The 23,620-nt window shown below is 70.5% G+C and carries 23 protein-coding genes and 1 tRNA gene; 18 read left to right on the top strand and 6 right to left on the bottom strand.

Annotated elements, in window-relative coordinates; all coding sequences use genetic code 11:
* Positions 1–1,011, top strand: coding sequence for an alpha-ketoacid dehydrogenase subunit beta (locus tag RI211_RS08370; RefSeq protein ID WP_315636892.1), 1,011 nt, complete (start codon positions 1–3; stop codon positions 1,009–1,011).
* On the top strand, positions 1,008–2,387 hold the full coding sequence (locus RI211_RS08375; protein WP_187664045.1) for a dihydrolipoamide acetyltransferase family protein: 1,380 nt from the start codon (positions 1,008–1,010) through the stop codon (positions 2,385–2,387). The genes RI211_RS08370 and RI211_RS08375 overlap by 4 nt, the downstream gene beginning before the upstream one ends.
* On the opposite strand, the gene RI211_RS08380 is transcribed toward RI211_RS08375, so the two are convergent.
* Complete coding sequence (locus RI211_RS08380; protein WP_292795182.1) at positions 2,380–2,982, bottom strand: TetR/AcrR family transcriptional regulator; 603 nt, start codon at positions 2,980–2,982, stop codon at positions 2,380–2,382. The two genes, RI211_RS08375 and RI211_RS08380, sit on opposite strands and share 8 nt — an antisense overlap.
* Before the next feature lie 112 nt (positions 2,983–3,094).
* Between RI211_RS08380 and RI211_RS08385 the strand changes: the two genes are divergently transcribed.
* The 5 genes from RI211_RS08385 to RI211_RS08405 are packed head-to-tail and all read left to right on the top strand — an operon-like array spanning position 3,095 to position 9,037.
* Entirely contained in the window at positions 3,095–4,648 is a 1,554-nt protein-coding gene (locus RI211_RS08385; protein ID WP_315636891.1) for a carboxyl transferase domain-containing protein, read from the top strand.
* A gap of 5 nt (positions 4,649–4,653) precedes the next feature.
* Positions 4,654–6,588: an acetyl/propionyl/methylcrotonyl-CoA carboxylase subunit alpha gene (locus RI211_RS08390; protein WP_187664048.1), complete on the top strand. Its 1,935-nt coding sequence runs from the start codon at positions 4,654–4,656 to the stop codon at positions 6,586–6,588.
* Positions 6,588–7,736 carry an acyl-CoA dehydrogenase family protein gene (locus RI211_RS08395; RefSeq protein WP_187664149.1) on the top strand — a complete coding sequence of 383 codons (1,149 nt, stop codon included), beginning with the start codon at positions 6,588–6,590 and terminating at the stop codon, positions 7,734–7,736. The genes RI211_RS08390 and RI211_RS08395 overlap by 1 nt, the downstream gene beginning before the upstream one ends.
* A 9-nt stretch (positions 7,737–7,745) precedes the next feature.
* Positions 7,746–8,234, top strand: coding sequence for a MaoC family dehydratase (locus RI211_RS08400; protein WP_315636890.1), 489 nt, complete (start codon positions 7,746–7,748; stop codon positions 8,232–8,234).
* Positions 8,231–9,037: an HpcH/HpaI aldolase/citrate lyase family protein gene (locus tag RI211_RS08405; RefSeq protein WP_315636889.1), complete on the top strand. Its 807-nt coding sequence runs from the start codon at positions 8,231–8,233 to the stop codon at positions 9,035–9,037. Before RI211_RS08400 ends, RI211_RS08405 begins: the two co-directional genes overlap by 4 nt.
* An 8-nt stretch (positions 9,038–9,045) precedes the next feature.
* Here the strand turns inward: RI211_RS08405 and RI211_RS08410 are convergent, their stop codons facing one another.
* On the bottom strand, positions 9,046–9,633 hold the full coding sequence (locus RI211_RS08410) for a histidine phosphatase family protein (RefSeq protein WP_060922608.1): 588 nt from the start codon (positions 9,631–9,633) through the stop codon (positions 9,046–9,048).
* Complete coding sequence (locus RI211_RS08415; RefSeq protein WP_187664051.1) at positions 9,630–10,469, bottom strand: Sir2 family NAD-dependent protein deacetylase; 840 nt, start codon at positions 10,467–10,469, stop codon at positions 9,630–9,632. The genes RI211_RS08410 and RI211_RS08415 overlap by 4 nt, the downstream gene beginning before the upstream one ends.
* 65 nt (positions 10,470–10,534) lie before the next feature.
* On the opposite strand from RI211_RS08415, the gene RI211_RS08420 reads away from it, so the two are divergent.
* Entirely contained in the window at positions 10,535–11,341 is an 807-nt protein-coding gene (locus tag RI211_RS08420; protein WP_315636887.1) for a TrmH family RNA methyltransferase, read from the top strand.
* 9 nt (positions 11,342–11,350) lie between these two features.
* Here the strand turns inward: RI211_RS08420 and RI211_RS08425 are convergent, their stop codons facing one another.
* A complete protein-coding gene (locus RI211_RS08425) occupies positions 11,351–12,178 on the bottom strand; it encodes an SGNH/GDSL hydrolase family protein (protein WP_259951537.1) in 828 nt (275 codons plus the stop codon).
* A 146-nt stretch (positions 12,179–12,324) separates the two neighbouring features.
* Between RI211_RS08425 and RI211_RS08430 the strand changes: the two genes are divergently transcribed.
* Positions 12,325–14,067 carry a DEAD/DEAH box helicase gene (locus RI211_RS08430; RefSeq protein WP_187664054.1) on the top strand — a complete coding sequence of 581 codons (1,743 nt, stop codon included), beginning with the start codon at positions 12,325–12,327 and terminating at the stop codon, positions 14,065–14,067.
* A gap of 130 nt (positions 14,068–14,197) precedes the next feature.
* Positions 14,198–15,295, top strand: a complete 1,098-nt coding sequence (locus RI211_RS08435; RefSeq protein WP_187664055.1) for a VIT1/CCC1 transporter family protein — start codon at positions 14,198–14,200, stop codon at positions 15,293–15,295.
* 102 nt (positions 15,296–15,397) lie between these two features.
* Here RI211_RS08435 and RI211_RS08440 read toward each other — a convergent pair.
* Positions 15,398–15,480, bottom strand: a tRNA-Leu gene (locus RI211_RS08440).
* A 113-nt stretch (positions 15,481–15,593) separates the two neighbouring features.
* Between RI211_RS08440 and RI211_RS08445 the strand changes: the two genes are divergently transcribed.
* Both RI211_RS08445 and RI211_RS08450 read left to right on the top strand, forming a co-directional pair.
* Positions 15,594–16,889 carry a M20/M25/M40 family metallo-hydrolase gene (locus RI211_RS08445; RefSeq protein ID WP_315636883.1) on the top strand — a complete coding sequence of 432 codons (1,296 nt, stop codon included), beginning with the start codon at positions 15,594–15,596 and terminating at the stop codon, positions 16,887–16,889.
* Positions 16,890–16,936: 47 nt separating this feature from the next.
* Positions 16,937–17,767, top strand: a complete 831-nt coding sequence (locus RI211_RS08450; protein WP_136052801.1) for an undecaprenyl-diphosphate phosphatase — start codon at positions 16,937–16,939, stop codon at positions 17,765–17,767.
* 12 nt (positions 17,768–17,779) lie between these two features.
* Here RI211_RS08450 and RI211_RS08455 read toward each other — a convergent pair whose 3' ends face one another.
* The gene (locus RI211_RS08455) at positions 17,780–18,628 is read right to left on the bottom strand and encodes a PAC2 family protein (protein WP_315636882.1); all 849 of its coding nucleotides are present in this window, start codon (positions 18,626–18,628) and stop codon (positions 17,780–17,782) included.
* 88 nt (positions 18,629–18,716) lie between these two features.
* Between RI211_RS08455 and RI211_RS08460 the strand changes: the two genes are divergently transcribed.
* From RI211_RS08460 to tatA, 6 genes are read left to right on the top strand one after another with little or no spacing between them, the layout of a single operon-like run.
* On the top strand, positions 18,717–19,400 hold the full coding sequence (locus tag RI211_RS08460) for an HAD family hydrolase (protein ID WP_269474819.1): 684 nt from the start codon (positions 18,717–18,719) through the stop codon (positions 19,398–19,400).
* Entirely contained in the window at positions 19,397–20,416 is a 1,020-nt protein-coding gene (locus tag RI211_RS08465) for a tRNA (adenine-N1)-methyltransferase (RefSeq protein ID WP_259951532.1), read from the top strand. The genes RI211_RS08460 and RI211_RS08465 overlap by 4 nt, the downstream gene beginning before the upstream one ends.
* 10 nt (positions 20,417–20,426) lie before the next feature.
* Positions 20,427–21,359 (top strand): FKBP-type peptidyl-prolyl cis-trans isomerase, encoded by a 933-nt coding sequence (locus tag RI211_RS08470; protein WP_315636881.1) that lies wholly within the window; start codon positions 20,427–20,429, stop codon positions 21,357–21,359.
* Entirely contained in the window at positions 21,359–22,351 is a 993-nt protein-coding gene (locus tag RI211_RS08475) for a helix-turn-helix transcriptional regulator (protein WP_315636880.1), read from the top strand. The genes RI211_RS08470 and RI211_RS08475 overlap by 1 nt, the downstream gene beginning before the upstream one ends.
* Complete coding sequence (locus RI211_RS08480; RefSeq protein ID WP_315636879.1) at positions 22,348–23,331, top strand: helix-turn-helix transcriptional regulator; 984 nt, start codon at positions 22,348–22,350, stop codon at positions 23,329–23,331. The genes RI211_RS08475 and RI211_RS08480 overlap by 4 nt, the downstream gene beginning before the upstream one ends.
* 45 nt (positions 23,332–23,376) lie before the next feature.
* Positions 23,377–23,613 carry a Sec-independent protein translocase subunit TatA gene (tatA, locus tag RI211_RS08485; RefSeq protein WP_101845779.1) on the top strand — a complete coding sequence of 79 codons (237 nt, stop codon included), beginning with the start codon at positions 23,377–23,379 and terminating at the stop codon, positions 23,611–23,613.
* Positions 23,614–23,620: the final 7 nt, after the last annotated feature.

Here is a 23,620-nt window from a genome sequence, read left to right on the forward strand (position 1 = left end):
ATGACCGAACTCACTCTCGGCAAGGCGCTGGGCGCCGGCCTCCGTCAGGCGATGCGCGACGACGAGAAGGTGGTGCTCCTTGGCGAGGACATCGGCAAGCTCGGCGGCGTCTTCCGGATCACCGACGGCCTCCTCGACGAGTTCGGGGCGGCCAGGGTCATCGACACACCGCTCGCGGAGTCCGGGATCGTCGGCACGGCCGTCGGTCTCGCGTTCCGCGGCTACCGCCCGGTCGTCGAGATCCAGTTCGACGGGTTCGTCTACCCCGCCTTCGACCAGATCGTCTCGCAGGTCGCCAAGCTGCACTACCGCACCCAGGGGCGGGTGAAGATGCCGATCACGATCCGGATCCCGTGGGCCGGCGGAATCGGTGCCGCCGAGCATCATTCCGAGTCGCCGGAGGCCTACTTCGCCCACACGGCGGGCCTCCGTGTCGTCGCCGTCTCGAATCCGGAGGACGCCTATCGGAGCCTCCGGCAGGCGATCGCGTCGGACGACCCCGTCGTGTTCTTCGAGCCCAAGCGGCTCTATCACCACAAGGGCGAGGTCGACCTCGAGGCCCCGCTCGCGGATGCGCCGCCGATGGGACTCGCCCGGGTCGTGCGCTCCGGGACGGACGTCACGGTCCTCACCTACGGAGCCATGGTGAGCACCGCGCTGCAGGCGGCGGAGGCCGCGGAAGACGAGGGGATCGCCCTGGAGGTCATCGACCTGCGATCGCTCTCTCCGGTGGACTACGACTCCATCGCCGCCTCGGTGCGGAAGACCGGACGAGTGGTCGTCGCGCACGAGGCCTCCCGGGAAGCCGGCCTCGCCGCGGAGGTCATCGCGAGCGTGACCGAGCTCTGCTTCGAGTACCTCGAATCCCCTCCGCTACGGGTCACCGGGCATGACGTGCCGTACCCGCCTGCCAAGCTCGAGAAGTACCACCTGCCTGATCTCGACCGGATCCTCGATGCGGTCGATCGCGTGATGGATCGCCCGCACAGCCTGACGGGAGCGGACGCATGATCGCCGAATTCCGTCTCCCCGACCTCGGCGAAGGACTCACCGAGGCGGAGGTCGTGCAGTGGCTCGTCGCGCCCGGCGACAGCGTCGCGCTGAATCAGACCCTCGCGGAGGTCGAGACGGCCAAGGCCGTCGTCGAGCTGCCGTCGCCCTATGAAGGCACGGTGTCGACCCTGCACGCGGACGCGGGAGAGACCGTCGCCGTGGGAGCACCGCTGATCGCCTTCGACATCGAGGGGGACGATCCTCCGGCGGCGCCGTCCGGTGGCGAGGAAGAGGCCTCCGCGGAGAAGGCGCAGCCGAACCTCGTGGGCTACGGAGCCGCCCCGACATCGAGTGGACGCCCCGCGCGCCGGGCGCGGCGCCGGAGTGCCGCCCAGGTGGCCTCGGCGGCCGACACCGCCGTTCTCGAGGCAGCGCCGCACGACGCGACGCCATCGGTCGCGGTCGAGCCCGTTCTGGAGCGACCACGGTCCACCCCTCCGGTGCGCGCCTACGCCAAGCGACGGGGCGTCGACCTCGTCCTCGTCGCTGCGGAAGTCGGTGACCGAGTGATCACGAGGGCAGACGTGGATGCGTACGCGGAGCGTATCGGAGCGGAGCCGTCACGGCCCGCCGGGACGCCTGAGCGCGAGACCACCGCGGCCTCCGGCACCCTTCCGCGCGCGGAGGGGAGGCCGCGGGAGACGCGCGTCCCGATCCGCGGGGTCCGCAAGCACACGGCAGCGGCGATGGTGCAGAGCGCGTTCACCGCCCCGCACGTCACGGTCTTCCACACGGTCGATGTGACCGCGACCATGGAGATGCTGGCACGTCTCCGCGAGGACCGAGCGCTTGCGGAGCACCGGATCGGCCCGCTCGCCGTCGTCGCGAAGGCCGTCTGTCTCGCTCTGCGCCGGGCGCCCGGCCTGAATGCGCGCTGGGATGAGGAGTCCGGCGAGATCGTCCACTACAGCTATGTCGACCTGGGGATCGCCGCGGCGACCGATCGGGGTCTCATCGTGCCGATGATCCGGGATGCGGAGCGGATGAACCTGGTGGAGCTGTCGACCGCGGTCAGGCGGCTCGCCGACACCGCTCGCGCAGGGAAGACCTCCCCGGCCGAGCTCGCCGGGGGCACGTTCTCCCTGTCGAACATCGGGGTGTTCGGGGTGGAGGCCGGAACGCCGATCCTCCCGCCAGGGCAGTCCGGGATCCTCGCGGTCGGCGCGGTGCGGCGGCAGCCGTGGGAGTACCGCGGTGAGATCGCACTCCGTCAGCTCATGACGCTGAGTCTGTCCTTCGATCATCGCCTCGTCGACGGGGCCGAGGGCGCGACGTTCCTCAAGGACGTGGCCGACATCCTCGAGGATCCGGGACGGGCGATGCTGCTCAGCTAGCGGCGCGCAGTGCAGCCTCGGCCATCGCGACCAGCACGGTCGCGGTGGCCGTGTGCCTTCTCGTCGCGGCCCGCGTGCTGTGCGGGGTCGAGTTGATGAGACCGAAGCACGCCTGCACGCGGAGCCGGAGTTCGTCCCGGTCGAACGGTTCCGGACGCTCGAGCGCGGCGAGAGCGTCCATCCAGAGCTCGATGTAGGCGCGTTGCAGTCGGCGGACCTCGGCGCGATCGTCCTCGTCGAGGAAGGCGAGATCGCGATCCTGCACCTGGATGACCTCGGCGTTGCCGAGCGCGAACTCCACATGGAAGCGGATGAGCCCGCGCATGCGCTCGTCGGGTGCGCTCGTCTCCTCGGACACGCGTCGTCCGCCCGCGACGAGGTCCTGGCTGACCTTCACCAGGACCGCTCCGAGAAGGGCCTGCTTCCCGGCGAAGTGGCGGTACACCGCGGGCCCGGACACACCGACGGCAGCGCCGATGTCCTCCAGGCTCACCCCGCTGTACCCGCGCGCGGCGAAGAGCCGAGCCGCGGCATGCAGAAGGGCGTCGGAGCGCTCTGCCTTGGCGCGGTCACGGGCGGTGGCGGGGCTTGTCATCTCAGTTAATCCTCGCTAACCTGAATCAACGGGTTAGTGAACACTAACCGAGAATGCATGCAGCGCGCCAGGTTCCCCGCCCGGCGCGACGTGGGTCGAGGAGGACGTCACGATGCCGGCAACCCAGGAAGCGCTCGCCCAGCGGCTCCGTGACCGTCTCGCGACCGCAGCGCAGGGTGGCCCCGCGGCTTCCCGCGAGCGACATGTCGCCCGCGGGAAGCTCCTCCCGCGCGACCGCGTCACCCGTCTCCTCGACGAGGACAGCCCGTTCCTCGAGATCGCCCCGCTCGCGGCCGACGGTCTGTACGGCGGGGAGGCGCCGGGGGCCGGTGTCATCGCCGGCATCGGCCTGGTCCACGGCCGGCACGTCATGGTCGTCTGCAACGACGCCACCGTGAAAGGCGGAACGTACTATCCGCTCACCGTGAAGAAGCACCTGCGGGCGCAGGAGATCGCCCTCGAGAACCGTCTGCCGTGCCTCTACCTCGTGGACTCGGGCGGCGCCTTCCTTCCTCGACAGGACGAGGTCTTCCCGGACCGCGAGCACTTCGGACGCATATTCTTCAACCAGGCCCGGCTGTCCGCGCAGGGAATACCGCAGCTCGCGGCGGTCCTCGGATCGTGTACGGCGGGTGGCGCCTACGTTCCCGCGATGAGCGACGAGACCGTCATCGTCCGCGGACAGGGCACGATCTTCCTCGGCGGGCCTCCTCTGGTGAAGGCTGCCATCGGCGAGATCGTCACGGCGGAGGAGCTCGGCGGAGGGGAGCTGCACGCCCGGCGCAGCGGCGTCGTGGATCACCTCGCCGACGACGACGAGCACGCGCTGGAGATCCTCCGCGACATCGTGGCCACGCTGCCGCCGCCGCTCGCCCCGGCCTGGAACGTCGGGGAGAGTCGCGCCCCGGCGGAGATCGGCTCCCTGTACGACGTGGTTCCCGTGGACGTCAACGCCTCCTACGACGTGCGCGAGGTCATCGCACGCCTTGTCGACGGCGACACCTTCCACGAGTTCAAGGCGGAGTACGGCACCACCCTGGTGACGGGTTTCGCGCGGCTGCACGGCCACCCCGTGGGCATCGTCGCGAACAACGGCGTGCTGTTCAGCGAGTCGGCGCTCAAGGGCGCGCACTTCATCGAGCTCTGCGATCAGCGCGGCATCCCACTGCTCTTCCTGCAGAACATCACCGGGTTCATGGTCGGCTCCGATGCGGAGGCGGGAGGGATCGCGAAGGACGGGGCCAAGATGGTCACGGCGGTGGCGACCACCCGGGTCCCCAAGCTCACCGTCATCATCGGCGGCTCCTTCGGTGCGGGCAACTACTCGATGTGCGGGCGCGCCTACTCGCCGCGATTCCTCTGGACCTGGCCGGCGAGCCGGATCTCGGTGATGGGCGGGCCTCAGGCCGCCTCGGTGCTCGCCACGGTGAAGGACGACCAGCTCGCGGCGCGGGGGGAGTCATGGACCGCCGAGGAGCGTGCGGCGTTCGAGGAGCCGATCCGGGCGCAGTACGAGGAGCAGGGCGAGCCGTACTACGCGACCTCACGGCTGTGGGACGACGGCATCGTCGACCCGGAGCAGACCCGTGACCTCCTCGGTCTCGCCCTGGACGTCGTCGCCCGCAGCCCCCTGCCCGAGCCGCGCTTCGGCGTCTTCCGGATGTGAGCCCCATGACTCCTTCGCCGTCTCTCTCGTTCTCCACGGTCCTCGTCGCGAACCGCGGCGAGATCGCGCGCCGCATCATCCGGACCCTCCGCGACCTCGGCATCCGCAGCATCGCGGTCTACAGCGATGCAGACGTCGACGCGCCGCACGTCCGCGAGGCGGACGCCGCCGTGCGGATCGGGCCCGCGCCGGCGGCGGAGTCCTACCTCGACATCGACGCCGTCATCGCCGCTGCCCGCGCTTCCGGAGCGGAGGCCGTGCATCCCGGCTACGGATTCCTCTCCGAGAGCGTCGGGCTCGCGGAGGCCTGTGCGGAGAGCGGCATCGTGTTCATCGGCCCGACGGTCGAAGCACTCCAGATCATGGGAGACAAGGCGCGAGCCCGTGAGCATGTGAGCCGCAGCGGCGTGCCGGTGGTGCCGGGGTTCGACGCCAGGGGCCTCTCGGATGCGGAGATCCGCGAGGAGGCGGAGGCGGTCGGGTTCCCGCTCCTCGTCAAGCCGAGTGCCGGCGGGGGTGGGAAGGGTATGGAGGTCGTCGTCGACAGCGCGGGTCTTCCCGGCGCGCTCAGCTCAGCCCGACGCGTCGCGGCATCCGCCTTCGGCGACGATGCGCTCATCCTGGAGCGTCTCATCCGCCGACCGCGTCACATCGAGGTGCAGGTGTTCGGCGATGCGCACGGCACCGTCGTGGCGCTCGGCGAGCGCGAGTGCACGCTCCAGCGTCGTCACCAGAAGGTGATCGAGGAGGCGCCGTCCGCCGGGATCCCGCCCGCGACCCGCGACCGGCTGCTCGCGGCAGCCGTGCGCGCCGCGGAGAGCGTCGCCTACGTCGGAGCGGGGACCGTGGAGTTCCTCGTCGACGCCGATGCTCCCGACGACGTCTTCTTCATCGAGATGAACACCCGGCTGCAGGTGGAGCACCCGGTGACCGAGGAGGTCACCGGACTCGACCTCGTCGCACTCCAGCTCCGCATGGCCGACGGACAGCCGCTCGACGTCGCACCCCGGACGACCGGGCATGCCGTCGAGGCCCGTGTGTACGCCGAGTCGCCGGAGCGCGGGTTCCTGCCGTCGACCGGCACCGTGCTGCTCTTCGACCCGCCTTCCGGTGTCCGCGTGGACGCGGCCGTGGAATCCGGGAGCGTGGTGAGCGGGTTCTACGACCCGATGATCGCGAAGATCATCGCGTGGGCGGAGGACAGGGCGACAGCGCTGCAGCGACTCGACGATGCCCTCGCCCGCACCGTGGTGCTGGGAGTGGAGACGAACATCGCGTTCCTGCGCCGGCTCCTCCGGGACCGTCGCGTGCTCGAGGGCGACCTCGACACCGGTCTCATCGACACCCTGCTCCCGCTCGAGCCGATGAGCCCGTCGGCGGCGCAGGTCGCGGCAGCTGCCGGACTGGTGGACGCTCGTCGCGAGACCGCCGCATCACCGGGCGGCGCCGGACCGCTGTGGCGGTCCCTCCCCGGGTGGCGTCTGGGGGCAGCACCGCACGCGCCCGAACCGTTCACCCTGCTCACCGACGACGACGAGATCGTACGCACGACACCGACGCTGCCCCCGTCCGACCGCGTGTGCGCGGCCCGCGATGCCGAGGGCGCGATATGGGTCTGCGAAGACGGGCGGACGCTGCGGCTCCGCCCCCTGGATCGCCGCAGCCGGATGCGGAGGCGACTCGCCGCCGCGGGGCGGGAGGCCCGCGCCACCGAGCCCGAGGCGCGCGCCCCCATGCCGGGCGGTGTCGTGGCGGTCCATGTCGAGGACGGGGCGGCCGTCCGCGCGGGAGAGCCTCTCGTATCGATCGAGGCGATGAAGATGGAGCACCCCGTGGTCGCGCCGCACGACGGCGTGGTGCGGATGCTGGTCGCGGTGGGCGATCAGGTGCGGCGCGATCAACCGGTCGCCCGCGTGTCGATGACGGAGGAGGACCGATGATGCACGATCTCACCGAAGAGGAGCGCGAACTCGCCGCGATGGCACGCGAATTCGCCGACACGGTGGTCGCCCCGCAGTCCTACGAGGCGGATCGCACCCACACGCTCTCGATGGATGTCGTGCGGCAGATGGGCGAGCTCGGCCTCTTCGGGCTGCCCTTCCCGGAGGAGTACGGCGGGCAGGGCGGCGACTACATGGCGCTCGGCCTCGCCATCGAGGCTCTGGGACGAGTCGACCAGTCGATCGCGATCACCCTCGAGGCCGGCGTGAGCCTCGGGGCGATGCCCGTCTTCCGCTTCGGCACCGAGGAGCAGAAGCGCGAGCTGCTGCCGGATCTCCTCGCCGGTCGTGCCCTCGCCGGGTTCGGACTCACGGAACCCGAGGCGGGGAGCGATGCCGGGGCGACGCGGACGACAGCGCGGCTCGACGGCGACGAATGGGTGATCGACGGCTCCAAGCAGTTCATCACGAACTCGGGCACCCCGATCACACGGTTCGTGACGGTCACCGCCGTCACCGGTCAGAACGAGGGGCGCAAAGAGATCTCCACGATCATCGTCCCGAACGGAACGCCGGGGTTCACGGTCGAGCCGCCCTACGACAAGGTCGGCTGGAACGCCTCGGACACACATCCGCTGACGTTCGACGGGGCGCGGGTGCCGGCGGGCAACCTCCTCGGCGAGCGGGGGAGCGGCTTCCGGAACTTCCTCAGCATCCTGGACGAGGGGCGCATCGCGATCGCCGCCCTCTCGACCGGCGCCGCGGAGGGCTGCCTGGAGGCCGCGGTCGACTACGCCAAGAGCCGCACCATCTTCGGCAGCGCCCTCAGCACGCGGCAGAACGCCCAGTTCACCCTGGCGCGCATGCGAGCCCGCGTCCACACGGCACGACTCGCCTGGCACCACGCCGCCCGTCTCCGCGACGCGGGAGAGGCGTTCGCCGAGCAAGCGGCGATCGCGAAGCTCGTCGCCGGGGAGGCCGCGATGGACAACGCCCGCGACGCCACGCAGATCTTCGGAGGCAACGGCTTCATGAACGAGTTCCCGGTGGCGCGCCACTACCGCGACTCCAAGATCCTGGAGATCGGCGAGGGGACCACCGAGGTCCAGCTTCTCGTGATCGCCAGGGCGCTCGGACTCGCCCGGTAGCGTGGAGGCATGACCATGCGCGAGATCGTGCAGCGCGGCCTGTACTACGAGGAGTTCGAGACCGACGTCCGGTACGTGCACCGCCCCGGACGCACGGCATCGGAGGCGGACAACATCCTCTTCACGACGCTGACGATGAACACCCAGGCGCTGCATCTGGACGCGGCCTTCGCCGAAGCTCAGGACCCCTTCCACGCGCGCCTCATGAACTCCATGTGGACGCTGTCGACGATGGTGGGCTCCTCCGTCGCCCAGCTCACGCAGGGGACGCTGGTGGCGCAGCTCGGCCTCGGCGACATCGCCTTCCCGCATCCGCTGTTCGCCGGTGACACGCTCACGACCGAGAGCGTCGTCGTCGACAAGCGGCTCTCGTCGTCCCGCCCCGGCCAGGGTGTCGTGCAGATCGCGCACACCGGACGCAATCAGGACGGCACGGTGGTCGCGACGGCCGTCCGCACGGTGCTCGTGCGCTGCCGACCGGAAGGGGAGGCGGTATGACCTTCGAGCTCGGTCCTGCCCTGCTTTTCTGCCCGGCGGACCGCCCCGAGCGCTTCGCGAAGGCGCAGGAGCGGGCCGATGCCGTGATCCTCGACCTGGAGGACGCCGTCCTGCCGGCTGCGAAGGCCGAGGCCCGGAAGAACGTCGTCGCCGCTGACCTCGATCCCGCGCGGGTCATCGTGCGGGTGAACGCCCCGGACTCCGCGGCCTTCGCGGACGACCTCGAAGCCCTGGCACGGTCGCCCTTCCGGACCGTGATGGTGGCGAAAACGGAGAGCGCGGAGAGTCTGGACGCCTTCGGCGCGGACTACTCGCTCCTCGCGCTGTGCGAGACGGCGCGCGGGATCCATGCGGCGCCCGACATCGCCGCGCATCCGACGGTCGCCGGACTGATGTGGGGAGCGGAGGATCTGGTGGCCTCGCTCGGCGGCACGTCATCCCGGAACGACGAGGGCGGGTACCGGGACATCGCCCGCTACGCCCGTTCCCGGGTGCTGCTGGAGGCCGGCGCGTACGGCAAGGCGGCGATCGACGCCGTGCATGTCGACATCGCCGACACGGCAGGGCTGGAGCAGGAGGCGAGGGACGCTGCAGCCTCGGGGTTCCGTGCGATGGCCTGCATCCATCCGAGTCAGGTCGAGGTGATCCGAGCCGCGTACGCACCGGACCCCGAGATCGTGGCCTGGGCACATGCGGTCCTCGCGGCAGCGGCGGAGGAACGGGGTGTGTTCCGTTTCCAGGGGCGCATGGTGGACGAGCCCGTCCTGCGCCACGCGCGCGCCGTGGTCTCCCGCGCCGGCTGACCGTCCCGTCAGAGGACGGGCGTCTCCTCCAGCAGGCGCAGGTAGCCGGGTGCGGCGACGAACCGGTGCGCGGAGCCGTTGCGCAGCACCTCCCCGTCGCGGGGGAGCGTGCCGCCGGAGACGTGGTCGATGACGGCGCGGATCACGCCCCCGTGGGTCACGACGAGCACGGACTCGGCCTGCGGCGCCGACCTCCGTCGCGCGTCCCGTGCGATCCGGTGCAGCGCGGCGATGGCACGGACGCCGACCTCGTGCAGCGATTCCGCCCCGGGCACCTCCGCGTGCCAGTCGCCGTAGGTCGAGATGTAGTCGGGAACGAGCATGCCCTCGCCGTCGCCGAACTCCCGTTCCCGGATGTCGGGGACCACGCCCGCGATCTCCAGCCCCAGGCGCTCCGCGATGATGCCGGCGGTCTCGCTCGCTCGCACGAGCGGGCTCGTGTAGACGGCATGGTGCGTCGTGCCGGCGAGCTTCTCCGCCGCCCACCGTGCGTCCTCGCGCCCCGTCTCGTTCAGCGGGATGTCGGTCGACCCCTGGATGCGGCGGGCGAGGTTCCAGTCGGTCTGACCGTGGCGGATGAGAGTGAGATAGGTCACGAGAGCATCTCCTGGAGGGCGGGGAGCACGTCGCTGGTGCCGGCGGCGATGGTGACATCGGCCCAGGCGTCCGCGCGGGTCGGCTCGCGATTGACGATGATCAGGGGGATGCCACGCCGACGCGCACGGTTCACGAGGCGCACGCCGGAATTCACGACGAGCGAGGAGCCGGCGACGATGAGCGCATCGCTGGAGCGGAGCAGCGACTCCGCGGCGCGGAAGCGGTCCTGCGGCACGTACTCGCCGAAGAACACCACGTCGGGCTTGAGCATGCCGTCACAGACCGTGCAGGTCGGGACGAGGAAGCCCTCGGTGCTCTCCGGCAGCACGTCGCCGTCCGGGGCCAGGGCCACGTTCTCGGGGACGGTGATCCAGGGATTGCGCTCCTCGATCTGCACGGCGATGTCGCGACGATCGAACACCTGGCCGCAGTGCAGGCAGAGCACCCGGCGCATGGTGCCGTGCACTTCGATGACGTGTGAGCTTCCCGCGCGGAGGTGCAGTCCGTCGACGTTCTGCGTGATGACGCCCGAGACGACGCCTCTGGACTCCATCTCCGCGAGGGCGCGGTGCCCGGGATTGGGCGCCGCCTGCGCGAATGCCCGCCAGCCGAGGTGCCCGCCGACCCAGTAGCGGCGTCGCGCGGCTTCGTCGCCGAGGTACGTCTGGATCGTCATGGGGTTGCTGCGCGTGCGCGCACCCTCGCCGCGGTAGGCCGGAATGCCCGAGTCGGTGGAGATGCCGGCTCCGGTGAGGAGGGCGATCCGCTTGCCGCGCAGCAGGTCGGCGGCGTGGGAGAGCTCTGCCGACGGCTCGGCGGTGTTCGTCACGCTCACAGGACCTCCTCGATCGAGTCTACGGGGCGTGGGGCGGACGAGAACCGGGATGGCAGAGTGGAGCGGTGGACCTCCAGCATGTGACCGACATCGACGACCCGCGGCTGGACGACTATCGCGGCCTCACCGATACCGCCCTCCGCGCCGTGCGAGAGCCCGCGGAGGGACTCTACATCGCCGAGACCGCCAAGGTGATCGAGCGCGCGCTGACCGCCGGACACGAAGCCCGATCGGTGCTCGTCTCGGCCCGGCGCGTCGACGAGGTCGGCCGGATCATCGGGAAGCGCGGCGTGCCGGTCCTCGTGGTGCCGGAGGAGGTCGCGGAACAGGTCACCGGCTATCAAGTGCACCGTGGGGCCCTCGCCGCGATGCACCGCCCGACTCTGGCACCGGTCGCGGAGGTGGTGCGCGACGCACGTCTGGTGCTGGTGCTGGAGGACCTCGGCGATCACGCCAACGTCGGAGCGGCCTTCCGTGCCGCCGCCGGGTTGGGGGCCGATGCGGTGCTGGTGTCGCCGCGTTGCGCGGACCCGCTGTACCGCCGGAGCGTGCGGGTGAGCATGGGCACGGTCTTCCAGGTGCCCTGGACCCGGATCGACGACTGGGATGCGGCCGTGGGCGCCCTCCGTGACGAGGGTTTCGACATCGCCGCCCTCGCTCTCAGCGACGCGGCGGTGGATCTCCGGGTCTACGCAGCGCAGCGGCCGGAGAAGGTGGCGCTGCTCCTCGGCGCCGAAGGAGATGGACTCACGCCGTCCGCTCTCGACAGCGCGGACACCGTGGTGACGATCCCGATGGCCGGCGGCGTGGATTCGCTCAACGTGGCCTCGGCGGCCGCCGTGGCACTGTGGGCCCTCGCTCCCGCGGAGTGAGGGCGCGTGTCACTCCTTGCCGGGGAAGATGACCGGGGAGGGCTCTGGGCGCTTCGCCGCGATGTGATCCCCCGACGACTGGTGCCGCAGACGGCGGAGCACCCACGGCACGAGGTGCTCCCGCGCCCAGCCGAGGTCTTCGCCGCGGGCGGCACGCCAGGTACGCAGCGGCAGCGGTTCCGGCTGCATGGCCTCGAGGTCGTTCGGCACGTTGAGGGCGCGGAGCACCATCCGCGCGACCTCGTGGTGGCCGAGGGCGTTGTAGTGCAGGCGGTCATCGTCGAAGAAGCGTGCGTCCTGCACGACCTTCAGCGCCCACTGGTCCGCGACGATGCAGTCGTGCCGCTCCGCGATCGCGCGGATGTTCTCGTTGTAGATCGCGACCTTGCCGCGGAACGGACGGAACACCGGCGTGAATCCGGTGTCGATGCCCGTGAAGAGGATCACCGCTGCACCGGTGGAGGACAGCCGTGCCACCGCGTCTTCGAGCTGCGCGGCGATGGCGTCCGGGTCGGTGCCGGGGCGGATGACGTCGTTGCCGCCGGCGCAGATCGAGATGAGGTCGGGGCGGAGCGCGACGGCGGGTTCGATCTGATCGGCGACGATCTGCGCGATGAGCTTCCCTCGGACGGCGAGGTTGGCGTAGGCGAAGTCGTCCACCTGCTGGGCGAGCACCTCCGCGACGCGGTCGGCCCAGCCGCGGTGTCCACCCGGGGCCGCCGGGTCCGGGTCGCCGATGCCCTCCGTGAACGAGTCGCCGATCGCGACGAACCGTCGCCACGGGTGCGGGGTCTCGTTCGCGACGTACGGGGTCCTGGTCGATTCCTGATCGCTCATCCGACTCTCCTTCGCCAACGCGTGCGCGCACGGTGGTGACCGCCGCGCAGTGACCGAGCCTACCCGTGCCGCCGCTCCCGAGGGAGGACGCGCGCGGCGCCCCGGCGGATGCCCCGGTGTCGGTGGGAGCGATTATCGTGGAGTCGATGCTCTCTCCGTCCTTCCCTCAGCGCGCCCCGTGGGGAACGGCGAACAAGCTGCGGGCATGGCAGCAGGAGGCTCTGGATGCGTACTTCCAGGCCGACCAGCGCGACTTCCTCGTGGCCGCCACACCGGGCGCCGGCAAGACCACCTTCGCGCTCACCCTCGCGGTCGAGCTGATGCGCATGGGGGAGGTGAACCGGGTCATCGTCGTGGCTCCGACGGAGCACCTCAAGACCCAGTGGGCCGACGCCGCCGCCCGCGTGCACATCCGGCTCGACCCGCGCTTCCGCAACAGCGACTGGGCACCGGCGCGGCACTATCACGGCGTCGTGGTCACGTACGCGCAGGTCGCGGCGAAGTCCTCGGTGCACCGCCACCTCACGGAGGATGCGAAGACCCTGGTCATCCTCGATGAGGTGCACCACGGCGGCGACGCGCTGAGCTGGGGTGACGCGATCCGCGACGCCTACGGGCCGGCGAAGCGTCGACTGTTGCTGTCCGGGACCCCGTTCCGCAGCGACACGGCGCCGATCCCCTTCGTGGAGTACCTCCCTGATGAGTCGGGGGCGCGGGTCTCCAGCACCGACTACGCCTATGGCTACGGGCGTGCCCTCGCGGACGGCGTCGTCCGCCCCGTGCTCTTCCACATGTACGCGGGGAAGATGCGGTGGCGGACGAGTGCCGGCGACGAGCTCGAGACCCATCTGGGACAGGACAACACGAAGGACGTCACGTCGCAGGCCTGGCGCACGGCGCTGGATCCCGAGGGCGACTGGATGCCGGCGGTGCTCTCGGCGGCCGACCGCCGTCTGACCGAGATCAGACACCACATCCCGGATGCCGGCGGACTCGTGCTGGCGACGGATCAGACCGTCGCCAGGGCCTACGCCAAGATCCTGCACAGCATCACGCGCGAGCAGCCGACGATCGTGCTGTCCGACGACGCCACCGCCTCCGAGCGGATCGAGAAGTTCTCCGAAGGCACCGCCCGGTGGATGGTCGCGGTGCGCATGGTGTCGGAGGGCGTCGACGTGCCGCGGCTCGCGGTGGGCGTCTACGCGACCTCCTCGTCCACTCCGCTGTTCTTCGCCCAGGCCATCGGTCGCTTCGTCCGCGCCCGTCGTCGAGGTGAGGCGGCGAGCGTCTTCCTCCCGCACGTCCCCGTGCTGATGAAGCTCGCGAACGAGATGGAGAAGCAGCGCGACCACGCGCTGGATCGGCAGTCCAAGGATGACGACGGTCTCGAGGATTCACTCCTGGAGAGCGCGAACCGTGAGGACGAGGCCTCCGACGCGCTGACCCAGGAGTTCAGCTACCAGGCGATCTCCTCCGTCGCCCACTTCGATCGCATGGTGTTCGACGGCAAGGAGTTCGGCCAGCTCGCGGAGCCGAACACGCCGGAGGAGGAGGAGTTCATCGGCTTCCCGGGTCTCCTCGAACCCGAGCACGTCCACGAGCTCCTCATGCAGCGGCAGGCGCGGCAGTCCCGGCACCGCGAGGTGAGGGAGGCCCAGGCAGAGCCGACGCAGACGACGACGCTCCCTGCGCCGCTGCATCGCACCCTGCGCGAACAGCGCCAGCTCCTGAACAGCCTGGTGGGCCTCTACGCGCGGCAGTCGGGCCAGCCGCACGGTGCTGTGCATGCCGAACTCCGTCGCATCTGCGGCGGACCGGCGGTGGCGCAGGCGACCGTGACGCAGCTGCAGTCCCGCATCGAGGTGCTGCGCAAACGCGTCCGCTCCTGAGCGAGGTCCGGTCGCTGCTTCGGATCCCCGAAATGCTGGCAATCCGTGCCAGGACGCGGCCTGTGCGACACCGCGCGGATAGCGTGGAACGGTTGCCCGGACGCCGGGCACGGTGACACCTGGAGGTTCCATGACAGCCCCTGCCGCAGCCGATTCCACGGCCGCCGATCGACGGCGCTGGGCTCGCTATCTCGTCGAGGAACGGGCGGAGGGCGCCGTCTACCAGCGCCTCGCGTCCCGCCGGTCGGGGGAGGAGCGGGCGATCCTGCTCGGGCTCGCCGAGGCCGAGCGCCGGCATGAGAAGCACTGGCTCGATCTGCTGGGCGGAGAACCGACCCGCCTGCCGCGGGCGGGGGTCCGCTCGCGCCTCCTGGGGTGGATGGCCGGACGCTTCGGCTCGATCTTCGTCCTCGCCCTCGCCCAGAGCGCCGAGGCCCGCTCTCCGTACGACGCCGAGCGCTGGGCCACCCCTGCCATGCGGGCAGACGAGAAGGTCCACCACGAGGTCGTCCGCGGTCTCGCCGCACGCGGGCGTCGGCGCCTCTCCGGTTCCTTCCGCGCTGCCGTCTTCGGCGCGAACGACGGCCTGGTCAGCAACCTCGCGCTCGTGCTCGGCATCGGCGCCACCGGCGTGAGCTCGGGCTTCGTCCTGTTCAGCGGCATCGCCGGGCTCCTCGCCGGTGCGCTGTCCATGGGTGCGGGGGAGTTCGTGTCGGTGCGGTCGCAGCGGGAACTCCTCACCGCGACCGAGGCGAACGAGGATGCGGCGGCGGCCGCCGCCGACCTCGACATCGACGAGAACGAGCTCGCGCTCGTGTACCGCGCCCGCGGCATGGACCAGGGCGAGTCGCTGGCCAGGGCCCGCCGCATCGTCCAGGCGGCGCAGGAGGGTGTCCGACGGGCGGCCACGGGGCCCGTGAGCGTCCAGGGTGCGGACGCCCACGAGGTCGTCGGCAGCGACTGGACGGCCGCGATCTCCAGCTTCCTCCTCTTCGCCTCCGGCGCGATCATCCCCGTGCTGCCGTGGATCTTCGGCATGGAGGGCACCGCGGCGATCGTCCTCGCGCTCGTGCTGGTCGGCATCGCTCTGCTCAGCACGGGAGCGATGGTCGGCGTGCTCTCCGGTGGCCCGCCCCTCCGTCGCGCCCTTCGGCAGCTCGCCATCGGGTTCGGCGCGGCGGCGGTGACCTACGCACTGGGCCTGCTCTTCGGCGTCGGCGCGGTGTGACGGCGCTGTGGTCCCGCCGCGTGCGGGACCGCAGCGCCCCACCGCGACGCACGGGAAACGACGAAGGCCCCGAATCCGTGGATCCGGGGCCTTCGCTCTCTGTGCGCGGAGGGGGACTTGAACCCCCACGCCCTATCGGGCACTAGCACCTCAAGCTAGCGCGTCTACCATTCCGCCACCCGCGCAGGTGTTGGATTTGATCGTTGCCGACCGAAGAATGAGATTAGCACGTTCTCGGAGGCGTCTCGAACCGAGCGTGACGCCCGGGCGTGGCATGCGGTTTCGATAGCCTGAGTCCATGACCGAATCCTCCCTGCCGGAGGTCGCCCGCGTCGCGAGCGACCTCATCCGCTTCGACACCTCCAACTACGGCGGCGGCAACGCGAAGGGGGAGCGGGAAGCCGCCGAGTACGTCGGCGCGTACCTGGAGGAGCTGGGACTCGAGGTCGAGTACTACGAGCCCATCCCGCGGCGCACGAACGTCATGGCACGTGTCCCGGGGCGCGATCGCACCAAGCCGGCTCTCGTCGTGCACGGCCACCTGGACGTCGTGCCCGCGGTCGCCGAGGACTGGACGGTGGATCCGTTCGCCGGCACGGTGCAGGACGGCATGCTGTGGGGCCGCGGCGCGGTCGACATGAAGAACATGGACGCGATGATCCTCACCGCCGTGGCGGACATCCTGCGCGCGGGGGAGCAGCCGGAGCGTGATCTCATCCTGGCCTTCTTCGCCGATGAGGAGAACGGCGGCGTGGAGGGCTCCGCGCTCGTCGTGAAGGATCGTCCGGAGTGGTTCGCCGGCGCGACGGCGGCCATCAGCGAGGTCGGCGGCTACTCGATCTCCGTGGACGACCGCCGGGCGTACCTGCTGCAGGTGGGGGAGAAGGCCCTGATCTGGATCCGCCTCGTCGCCACCGGCCGGGCGGGACACGGCAGTCGCCTGCACGAGGACAACGCCGTCACGAAACTCGCCGAAGCGGTGGCCGCCATCGGCCGCACGCGGTGGCCGGTCCGGCTCACGCCGACGACGGAGGCGCTGCTCGAGGGTCTGAGTGCGTTGAGCGGCCGGAGCGCCGACGACCCCGACGCCCTCGCCGCCGCGGCCGGTCCGGCAGAAGCCTTCCTGCGGTCGACGTTCCGCACGACGACCAACCCGACGGCCCTCACCGCCGGCTACAAGCACAACGTCATCCCGGAGCGCGCCGAGGCGCTGATCGACGTCCGGGTGATCCCCGGGACCGAGGACGACGTGCTCGCCGAGCTCCAGCGCATCGTGGGCGACGACATCCGGATCGAGACCGTAGTTCGCGACATCGGCATGGAGACGCCGTTCGCGGGGGAGCTCGTCGACGCGATGGTGGCAGCCCTGGGTCGGCACGACCCCGGCGTACCGGTCATCCCGTATCTCCTGGGAGCCGGGACCGACAACAAGGCGCTGGCCACTCTCGGCATCACAGGCTACGGCTTCGCCCCGCTGCGTCTGCCGGCCGATCTCGACTTCACCGGGATGTTCCACGGAGTCGACGAGCGGGTGCCCGTAGACTCACTTGTCTTCGGTCAGCGGGTGCTGGCCGATCTGCTGCGCACGTACTGAGCGGCGTCCACGCGCTCCGTGCCGTCCCGAAAGACGAAGGCCTCTCCATGCACCTGCTCGAAGCACTGATCCTGGGAATCGTCCAGGGTCTCACCGAGTTCCTGCCGATCTCCTCCAGCGCCCACCTGCGCGTCGTCGGGACGTTCCTGCCCTCCGGGGAGGACCCGGGCGCGGCCTTCACCGCCATCACGCAGATCGGCACGGAGGCCGCCGTCGTGGTGTTCTTCTGGCGGGACATCGTCCGCATCATCTCCCAGTGGTTCCGGTCGCTCGCCGGGAAGGTGCCCCGGAACGACCCGGACGCGCGCATGGGCTGGCTCATCATCATCGGCAGCATCCCCATCGTGCTGCTCGGGCTGCTCTTCCAGGATCAGATCGAGACCGTCTTCCGGTCGCTCTGGATCGTGGCGATCATGCTCATCGTGTTCGGCATCCTCCTGGGCATCGCCGATCACGTCGGGGCCAAGCGCCGGAAGCTCGACGACCTGACCTACCCGCACGGCATCGCCTTCGGGCTCGCCCAGGCACTCGCCCTCATCCCCGGCGTCTCGCGGTCCGGCGGCACGATCACCATGGGTCTCTTCCTCGGCTACGAGCGCGCCGCCGCCGCCCGGTACGCCTTCCTGCTCGCCATCCCTGCCGTGTTCGGCAGCGGCTTCTACCAGCTGTTCAAGAGCTGGGGCGAGCCGTCCTTCTTCTCGCTCGGCGACACGGTGGCCGCGACGGGCGTCGCCTTCGTCGTCGCACTGGGCGTGATCGCGTTCTTCATGAACTGGATCTCGAAGCGCAGCTTCCTGCCGTTCGTGATCTACCGGATCCTGCTCGGCGGCGTGTTGCTCGTGCTGCTCGCGATGGGCGTCATCCCCGCCTCGGCCTGAGCCGAGCCCCGTTCAGCGCTTGCGGTCGCCGCGGCCGTCGTCGCGGCGTCGCAGATAGCGCTCGAAGGCCTGGGCGATCGCGTCTCCCGAGGCGTCGGGGGAGTCCCACGTGTCGCGCGTGCGCTCCAGCTGCCGGATGTACTCCGCCATGTCCTCGTCCTCGGACGCGGCGGCATCGATAGACGCCTCCCAGGCCGCGGCTTCCGTGCGGAGGTGCCGGCGATCCACATCCACACCGGTCAGCTCCTCGAGACGGTCGAGGAGCGCGAGGGTGACCTTCGGCGACGGGGCGGCCGAGGCGACGTAGTGCGGGACGCTCGCCCAGAGGCTCACGGAGGGGATCCCCGCGTTCTCGGCGAAGTGCTCGAGCACGGTGAGGATGCCGACGGGTCCCTCGTACACCGACCGCTCCAGGGCGTGTGCCTCGCGGACCTGCTCGTTCTGGCTCGACGCGAAGATCGAGATCGGGCGGGTGTGCGGGACGTCGGAGAGCATGGCGCCGAGGGTCACGAAGCCGGTGATGTCGTCGCGCAGGGCGACGTCGATGAACTCGGACGCGAACGCCTGCCAGGTGCGCGCGGGCTCGGCACCGGTGAGCAGCCAGAACTCGGGGCCGGGGCCCGGATCACGCGGGCGCCACAGCCCGGCCTCGGGCCACGTCATCTGACGGCGTCCCTCGGCATCGAGTTGGGTCGCCGGGCGGGTGTACTGGTAGTCGAAGTAGAGCTCCGGATCGACCGAGTGCACGAGGTCGTAGCCGCCCGCCGCCTGCAGCGCGCCGACGGCTCCGGTCGCGGCCTCACCGGCGTCGTTCCAGCCATCGAAGGCGGCGATGATGATGCGTGAACCGAGAACGTCCATGCCGTGCTCCCTTCGAGGTCGAGGATTCGATCCCCCCAGGCTAGCCCGCGTCGAGGGGATGTGGGCGGGCCCGGCTAGCATGGGTTCAGTGAGCAACAAGCCCCGCGCGGTCCTCTGGGACATGGATGGAACACTGGTCGACACCGAGCCGTATTGGATGGCGGCCGAGACCGCGCTGGTGGAGTCGTTCGGCGGCAGGTGGTCCCATGAGGACGCCCTGCAGCTCGTCGGCAGCGGCCTCATCGACAGCGCGATCATCCTCCAGGGCGCGGGGGTCGACATGGCCCCGGAGGCGATCGTCTCCCACCTGACGAGTGCCGTGCAGGAGTCGCTGCGGGCCCAGGGCGTGCCCTTCCGGCCCGGCGCCCAGGAGCTTCTCCGTGACCTCCGTACCGCCGGCATCCCGACCGGGCTGGTGACGATGTCGCTGCGTCGGATGGCTCTCGACGTGGTCGGGCTGATCGAGTTCGAGGCCTTCGACATCGTCGTCGCCGGAGACGACGTCGACAACCCCAAGCCGCACCCGGAGCCGTACCTCCAGGCCGCCGCGCTCCTCGACGTGGACATCGCCGAGGTCGTGGTCATCGAGGATTCCCCGACCGGTCTCCGCGCGGGCCTCGCCTCCGGCGCTCTGACGCTCGGCGTGCCCCACATCGTCCCGCTCGACGGCCTCGGTGCCCATGAGCTGTGGCCGACCCTCGACGGCCGTGGTGCCGCCGACCTCGTGGAGCTCTTCGGCTCCCGCGCCGCGATCACGGAGGCCACCCGATGACGACCACGTCCGCCCCGCGCCCCAGCGGCCCCTTCCGTGAGGGCGACCGCGTGCAGCTCACCGGCCCGAAGGGTCGCCTGCATACCGTGACGCTCCGCGAAGACGGCGAGCTGCACACGCACCACGGGGTCCTCCGGCACCGAGACCTCATCGGGCTCCCCGATGGCTCGGTCGTTGCGAACAGCTCCGGGCACGAGTACCTGGCGCTGCGGCCGCTGCTGCGGGACTTCGCGATGTCGATGCCCCGCGGTGCCGCGATCGTCTACCCGAAGGACGCGGCGCAGATCGTCATGCAGGCCGACATCTTCCCCGGCGCCACCGTGGTCGAGGCCGGAGTCGGTTCGGGCGCCCTGTCACTGTCGCTGCTGCGAGCCGTCGGCTCTGCCGGACGCCTGCTCTCCTTCGAACGCCGCGAGGATTTCGCCGAGGTCGCCCAGGCGAACGTCGAGACCTTCTTCGGGGAGCGCCCCGACTCCTGGCGGGTCGTCGTCGGAGACCTCGTCGCCGCGCTGCCCGAGGAAGTCGAGCCCGGCACCGTCGACCGCGTCGTCCTCGACATGCTCGCGCCGTGGGAGTGCATCGAGGCGGTCGCGGACGCGCTGACCCCCGGCGGTGTCGTGCTCTGCTACATCGCCACTGCCACACAGCTCTCCCGCGTTGCCGAGTTCATCCGGGGCACCGGCCTCTTCACCGACCCGGAGGCATCCGAGACGATGGTGCGCGGCTGGCACGTGGAGGGGCTCGCCGTCCGGCCGGACCACCGCATGGTCGCGCACACCGGCTTCCTGCTCACGGCTCGCCGGCTCGCTCCCGGCGCCGTGGCTCCGTCGGTGAAGCGTCGCGCCTCGAAGAGCAGCTACGGCGACGAGGACGTCGAACTGTGGACGCCGGGCGCGGTGGGTGATCGCGAGATCACGGACAAGAACCTCCGCAAACGTGCCAGGGAGGCCGGGAAGGCGGCCGAAGGCGCGCGGTTGGCCGCGGCATCGCGCGAATCCGAGCACACGACGGAATAGACTGGAGCGCGTGCGTAAAACGTCCGCCGTTCTGGCCTCTCTCAGCCTCGCCGCCCTCGCCCTGACGGGGTGCAGCGTGACCGCATCGTCTGCTGACGCCTCGTGCGATCGCGACGGGCACGCCAACGGCATCGACAGTGCCGTCACCGTCACCGGCGACGTCGGGTCCGAGCCGGAGGTCGAGATCTTCGCGCCCGTCCGCCTGACGGAGACGTCCTACGCCGACGTCGTGACGGGGGACGGTCATGCGCTCGTCGACGACGCCCAGCCGCTCATCGCCCAGATCTCCATCTACAACGGTGCGACCGGCGAGCAGATCTTCCAGACGACGTACGACGAGGAGAGCACCCGCGCGTCGACGATCGGCTCCTGGGCCACGCAGTCTCCCGGGCTCGCCGACGCCATGGAGTGCGCGACCGGCGGCACCCGCATCGTGGCGGGTCTGACCCCGGAAGACTTCGGCGAGGCGAACCTCAGCGGCTTCGGCATGGGCAAGGACGACATCGCGGTGTTCGTCATCGACGTCGTCGACGCCTTCCTCCCGAAGGCAGAGGGCACTCTGCAGTTCAACGACGCGAAGGGGATGCCGACCGTCGTGCGCGCCGACGACGGCACCCCGGGCATCATCATCCCCGACAGCGCCGCCCCGGACGAGCAGGTCGCCCAGACGCTGATCCGTGGAGACGGCGAGAAGCTGACCGCGGACCAGACGCCGCTCGTCCACTTCACCGCGGTGAGCTGGGACGACAAGTCCGTCCTGCAGAGCACCTGGGGACAGTCCGCCACCGACGGCATCCGACAGATCGCGGCGCCGGTGGCTGACGCGCTCGTCGGGCAGCCCGTCGGCTCCCAGGTCCTCGTCGTGCTCCCCAAGACCGAGACCTCCTCCGCGATGGCCGTCGTGGTCGACATCCTCGGCGAGTCCCCGGTCTCCGCACCCTGATGGCTGCCCGGATCCCTGCCGAAGAGCGCCTGACGAACCTCGTCGTGGCGCTGATGGCGACGGAGATCGGGCTCACCAAGCAGCAGATCCTCGACAACGTCTCCGGCTATCGCCAGCGCGCGGATGCCGGGACACGCTCGGATGCCCTGGAGAAGATGTTCGAACGGGACAAGGACGAGCTCCGTGCGCTCGGCGTCCCGATCGAGACGATCGGCGACGCCGCGGACCCGAACGACCTCCGCGAGGCCAGGTACCGCATCCCGCAGGCGGAATACGACCTACCAGGAGACATCGAGTTCTCCCCGGCGGAGCTGGCTGTCCTGCGCCTCGCGGGAAGTGTCTGGAGCGCGGAGTCCGTCTCGGGAGACGCGCAGTCCGGAGTGCGGAAGATCCGCGCCCTCGGCATCGACGGCGACGAGCCGATCATCGGCTTCGCGCCGCGCATCACCGCCCGCGATGCCGCCTTCGGCCCGCTCCAGGACGCGATCGAACGCCGCAGAGTGGTCACCTTCGACTATCTGAAGCCGGGAGAGGACGCCCCTCGTCGGCGTCGTATCCGCCCGCTCGCGCTGGTGGACTACGAGGCGCGCTGGCACGTGTACGGCGTCGACGTCGACATCGAAGAGGACCGGACGTTCCTGCTGAGCCGCATCGTCGGCGAGGTCGTGGTCAGTGCCACGACGTTCGACCCCGCGCTCCGCGAGGGCGCGGGGGAGCGGGCGCTGAGCGGTCTCGAGCGCGTCGCCGCGGAGAACTCGGCGTTGCTGGAGGTCACACCCGGAACCGAAGCCGCACTGCGCCTGGGCCGACGGGCGACGCCTGCCGCCCAGGGCATCCACGTGCCCTTCGTCGATCTGCACATCCTGGCCGATGAGCTCGCCTCTTATGGACCCGAGGTCCGCGTGGTGGAGCCCGCACCGCTCCGGGACGCGGTGATCAGTCGTCTGCGCGCCGTGGTCGAGGTCCACACAGACGTGGAGGTGCCCACATGAGCGCCGCACCCAAGCCCCTCCTCGCGGCGGAGCGTGTACGCCTTTATCTCACGCTCGTCCCGTACCTGCTCGAGCACGGGCAGGTCTCCCTCGCCGAGGCCGCCGAGGAGTTCGGGGTGACCCCGCGGGAGATGCGGGCGATGGTCGAGAAGCTGACCGTCATCGGCCTTCCCGGCGAGGCGGGCTACTGGCAGCAGCCGCAGGAGATGTTCGACATCAACTGGGATCTCCTCGATCTCGAGGACGTCATCGAGATCACGAACGACGTGGCCCTGCGTCGCGTCCCGCGCTTCACGGCGCGTGAGGCCGCGGCCCTGCTCGCCGGCCTGCAGATGGTCGCCGCCGTGCCGGCCGTATCCGACTCCGGTCTCGTCGCCGGCCTCATCTCGAAGCTCTCGCGGGGAGCCGCCGATGCGCCGGCTGATGTCGTCGTCGCCCCGACCGCGGTGGACGAGGTGCGTGAGGTCGTCGCCCGCGGCCTGCAGAACGGGGTGGCCGTCTCGTTCACCTACCAGGCCCCTGACGCCGAGCCCACCACGCGCACCGTGGATCCGGTGCAGATCCTCATCACGAACGGACAGTGGTACCTGCAGGGCTGGTGCCATATGCGCGAGGCGATGCGCACGTTCCACCTCGACCGCGTCAGCGCACCCACCCTCACCGACATCCCCAGCACGCACGGCGGCGACCGGGTGCCGGAGGCGTTCGCGGGGCTGGAGGAGGAGCGGGAGGTCACCGTCCGTGTCCCGGGGCGCCTTGCTCCGCTGCTCAGCGGTTTCGTGTCCGCCGAGACGCTCCGCACGGGTGATGGGATGGTGACGACGCACCTCCACCTCGCGGACCCTCGCAGCATCAAGCGGCTCGCGGCCCGTTTCGGCGGCGCGATGGAGGTCACGGATCCGGGCATCGCACGGGCTGCCACACGGGAGTGGGCCGCCGCCGGACTCGCGCTCTACCACCGGCCTGATGCCGAGGATTGATCTGTAGACTGGGGCGGAAAGCCCCCCTACGACGGGATTGTCGATATGTTCGCTGGAATGCAAGGCTGGCACCTGCTCATCGTGCTGGCCGTTATCCTCCTTCTCTTCGGCGCTGCCAAGCTGCCGGCTCTCGCGAAGAGCATGGGCCAGTCGGCCCGCGTCTTCAAGGGTGAGATGAAGGCCATGAAGGAAGAGGACGCGAGTCGTGCCGAGTCGGCACCCGCGGAGCCCACGACGGTGAAGGACTCGGGCACCGACCCTGAGACCCCGCCTCGCGCCTGACGGCCGT

The organism is Microbacterium meiriae (assembly GCF_032364335.1).
In the GTDB taxonomy this organism is placed as follows: Bacteria; Actinomycetota; Actinomycetes; order Actinomycetales; family Microbacteriaceae; genus Microbacterium; species Microbacterium meiriae.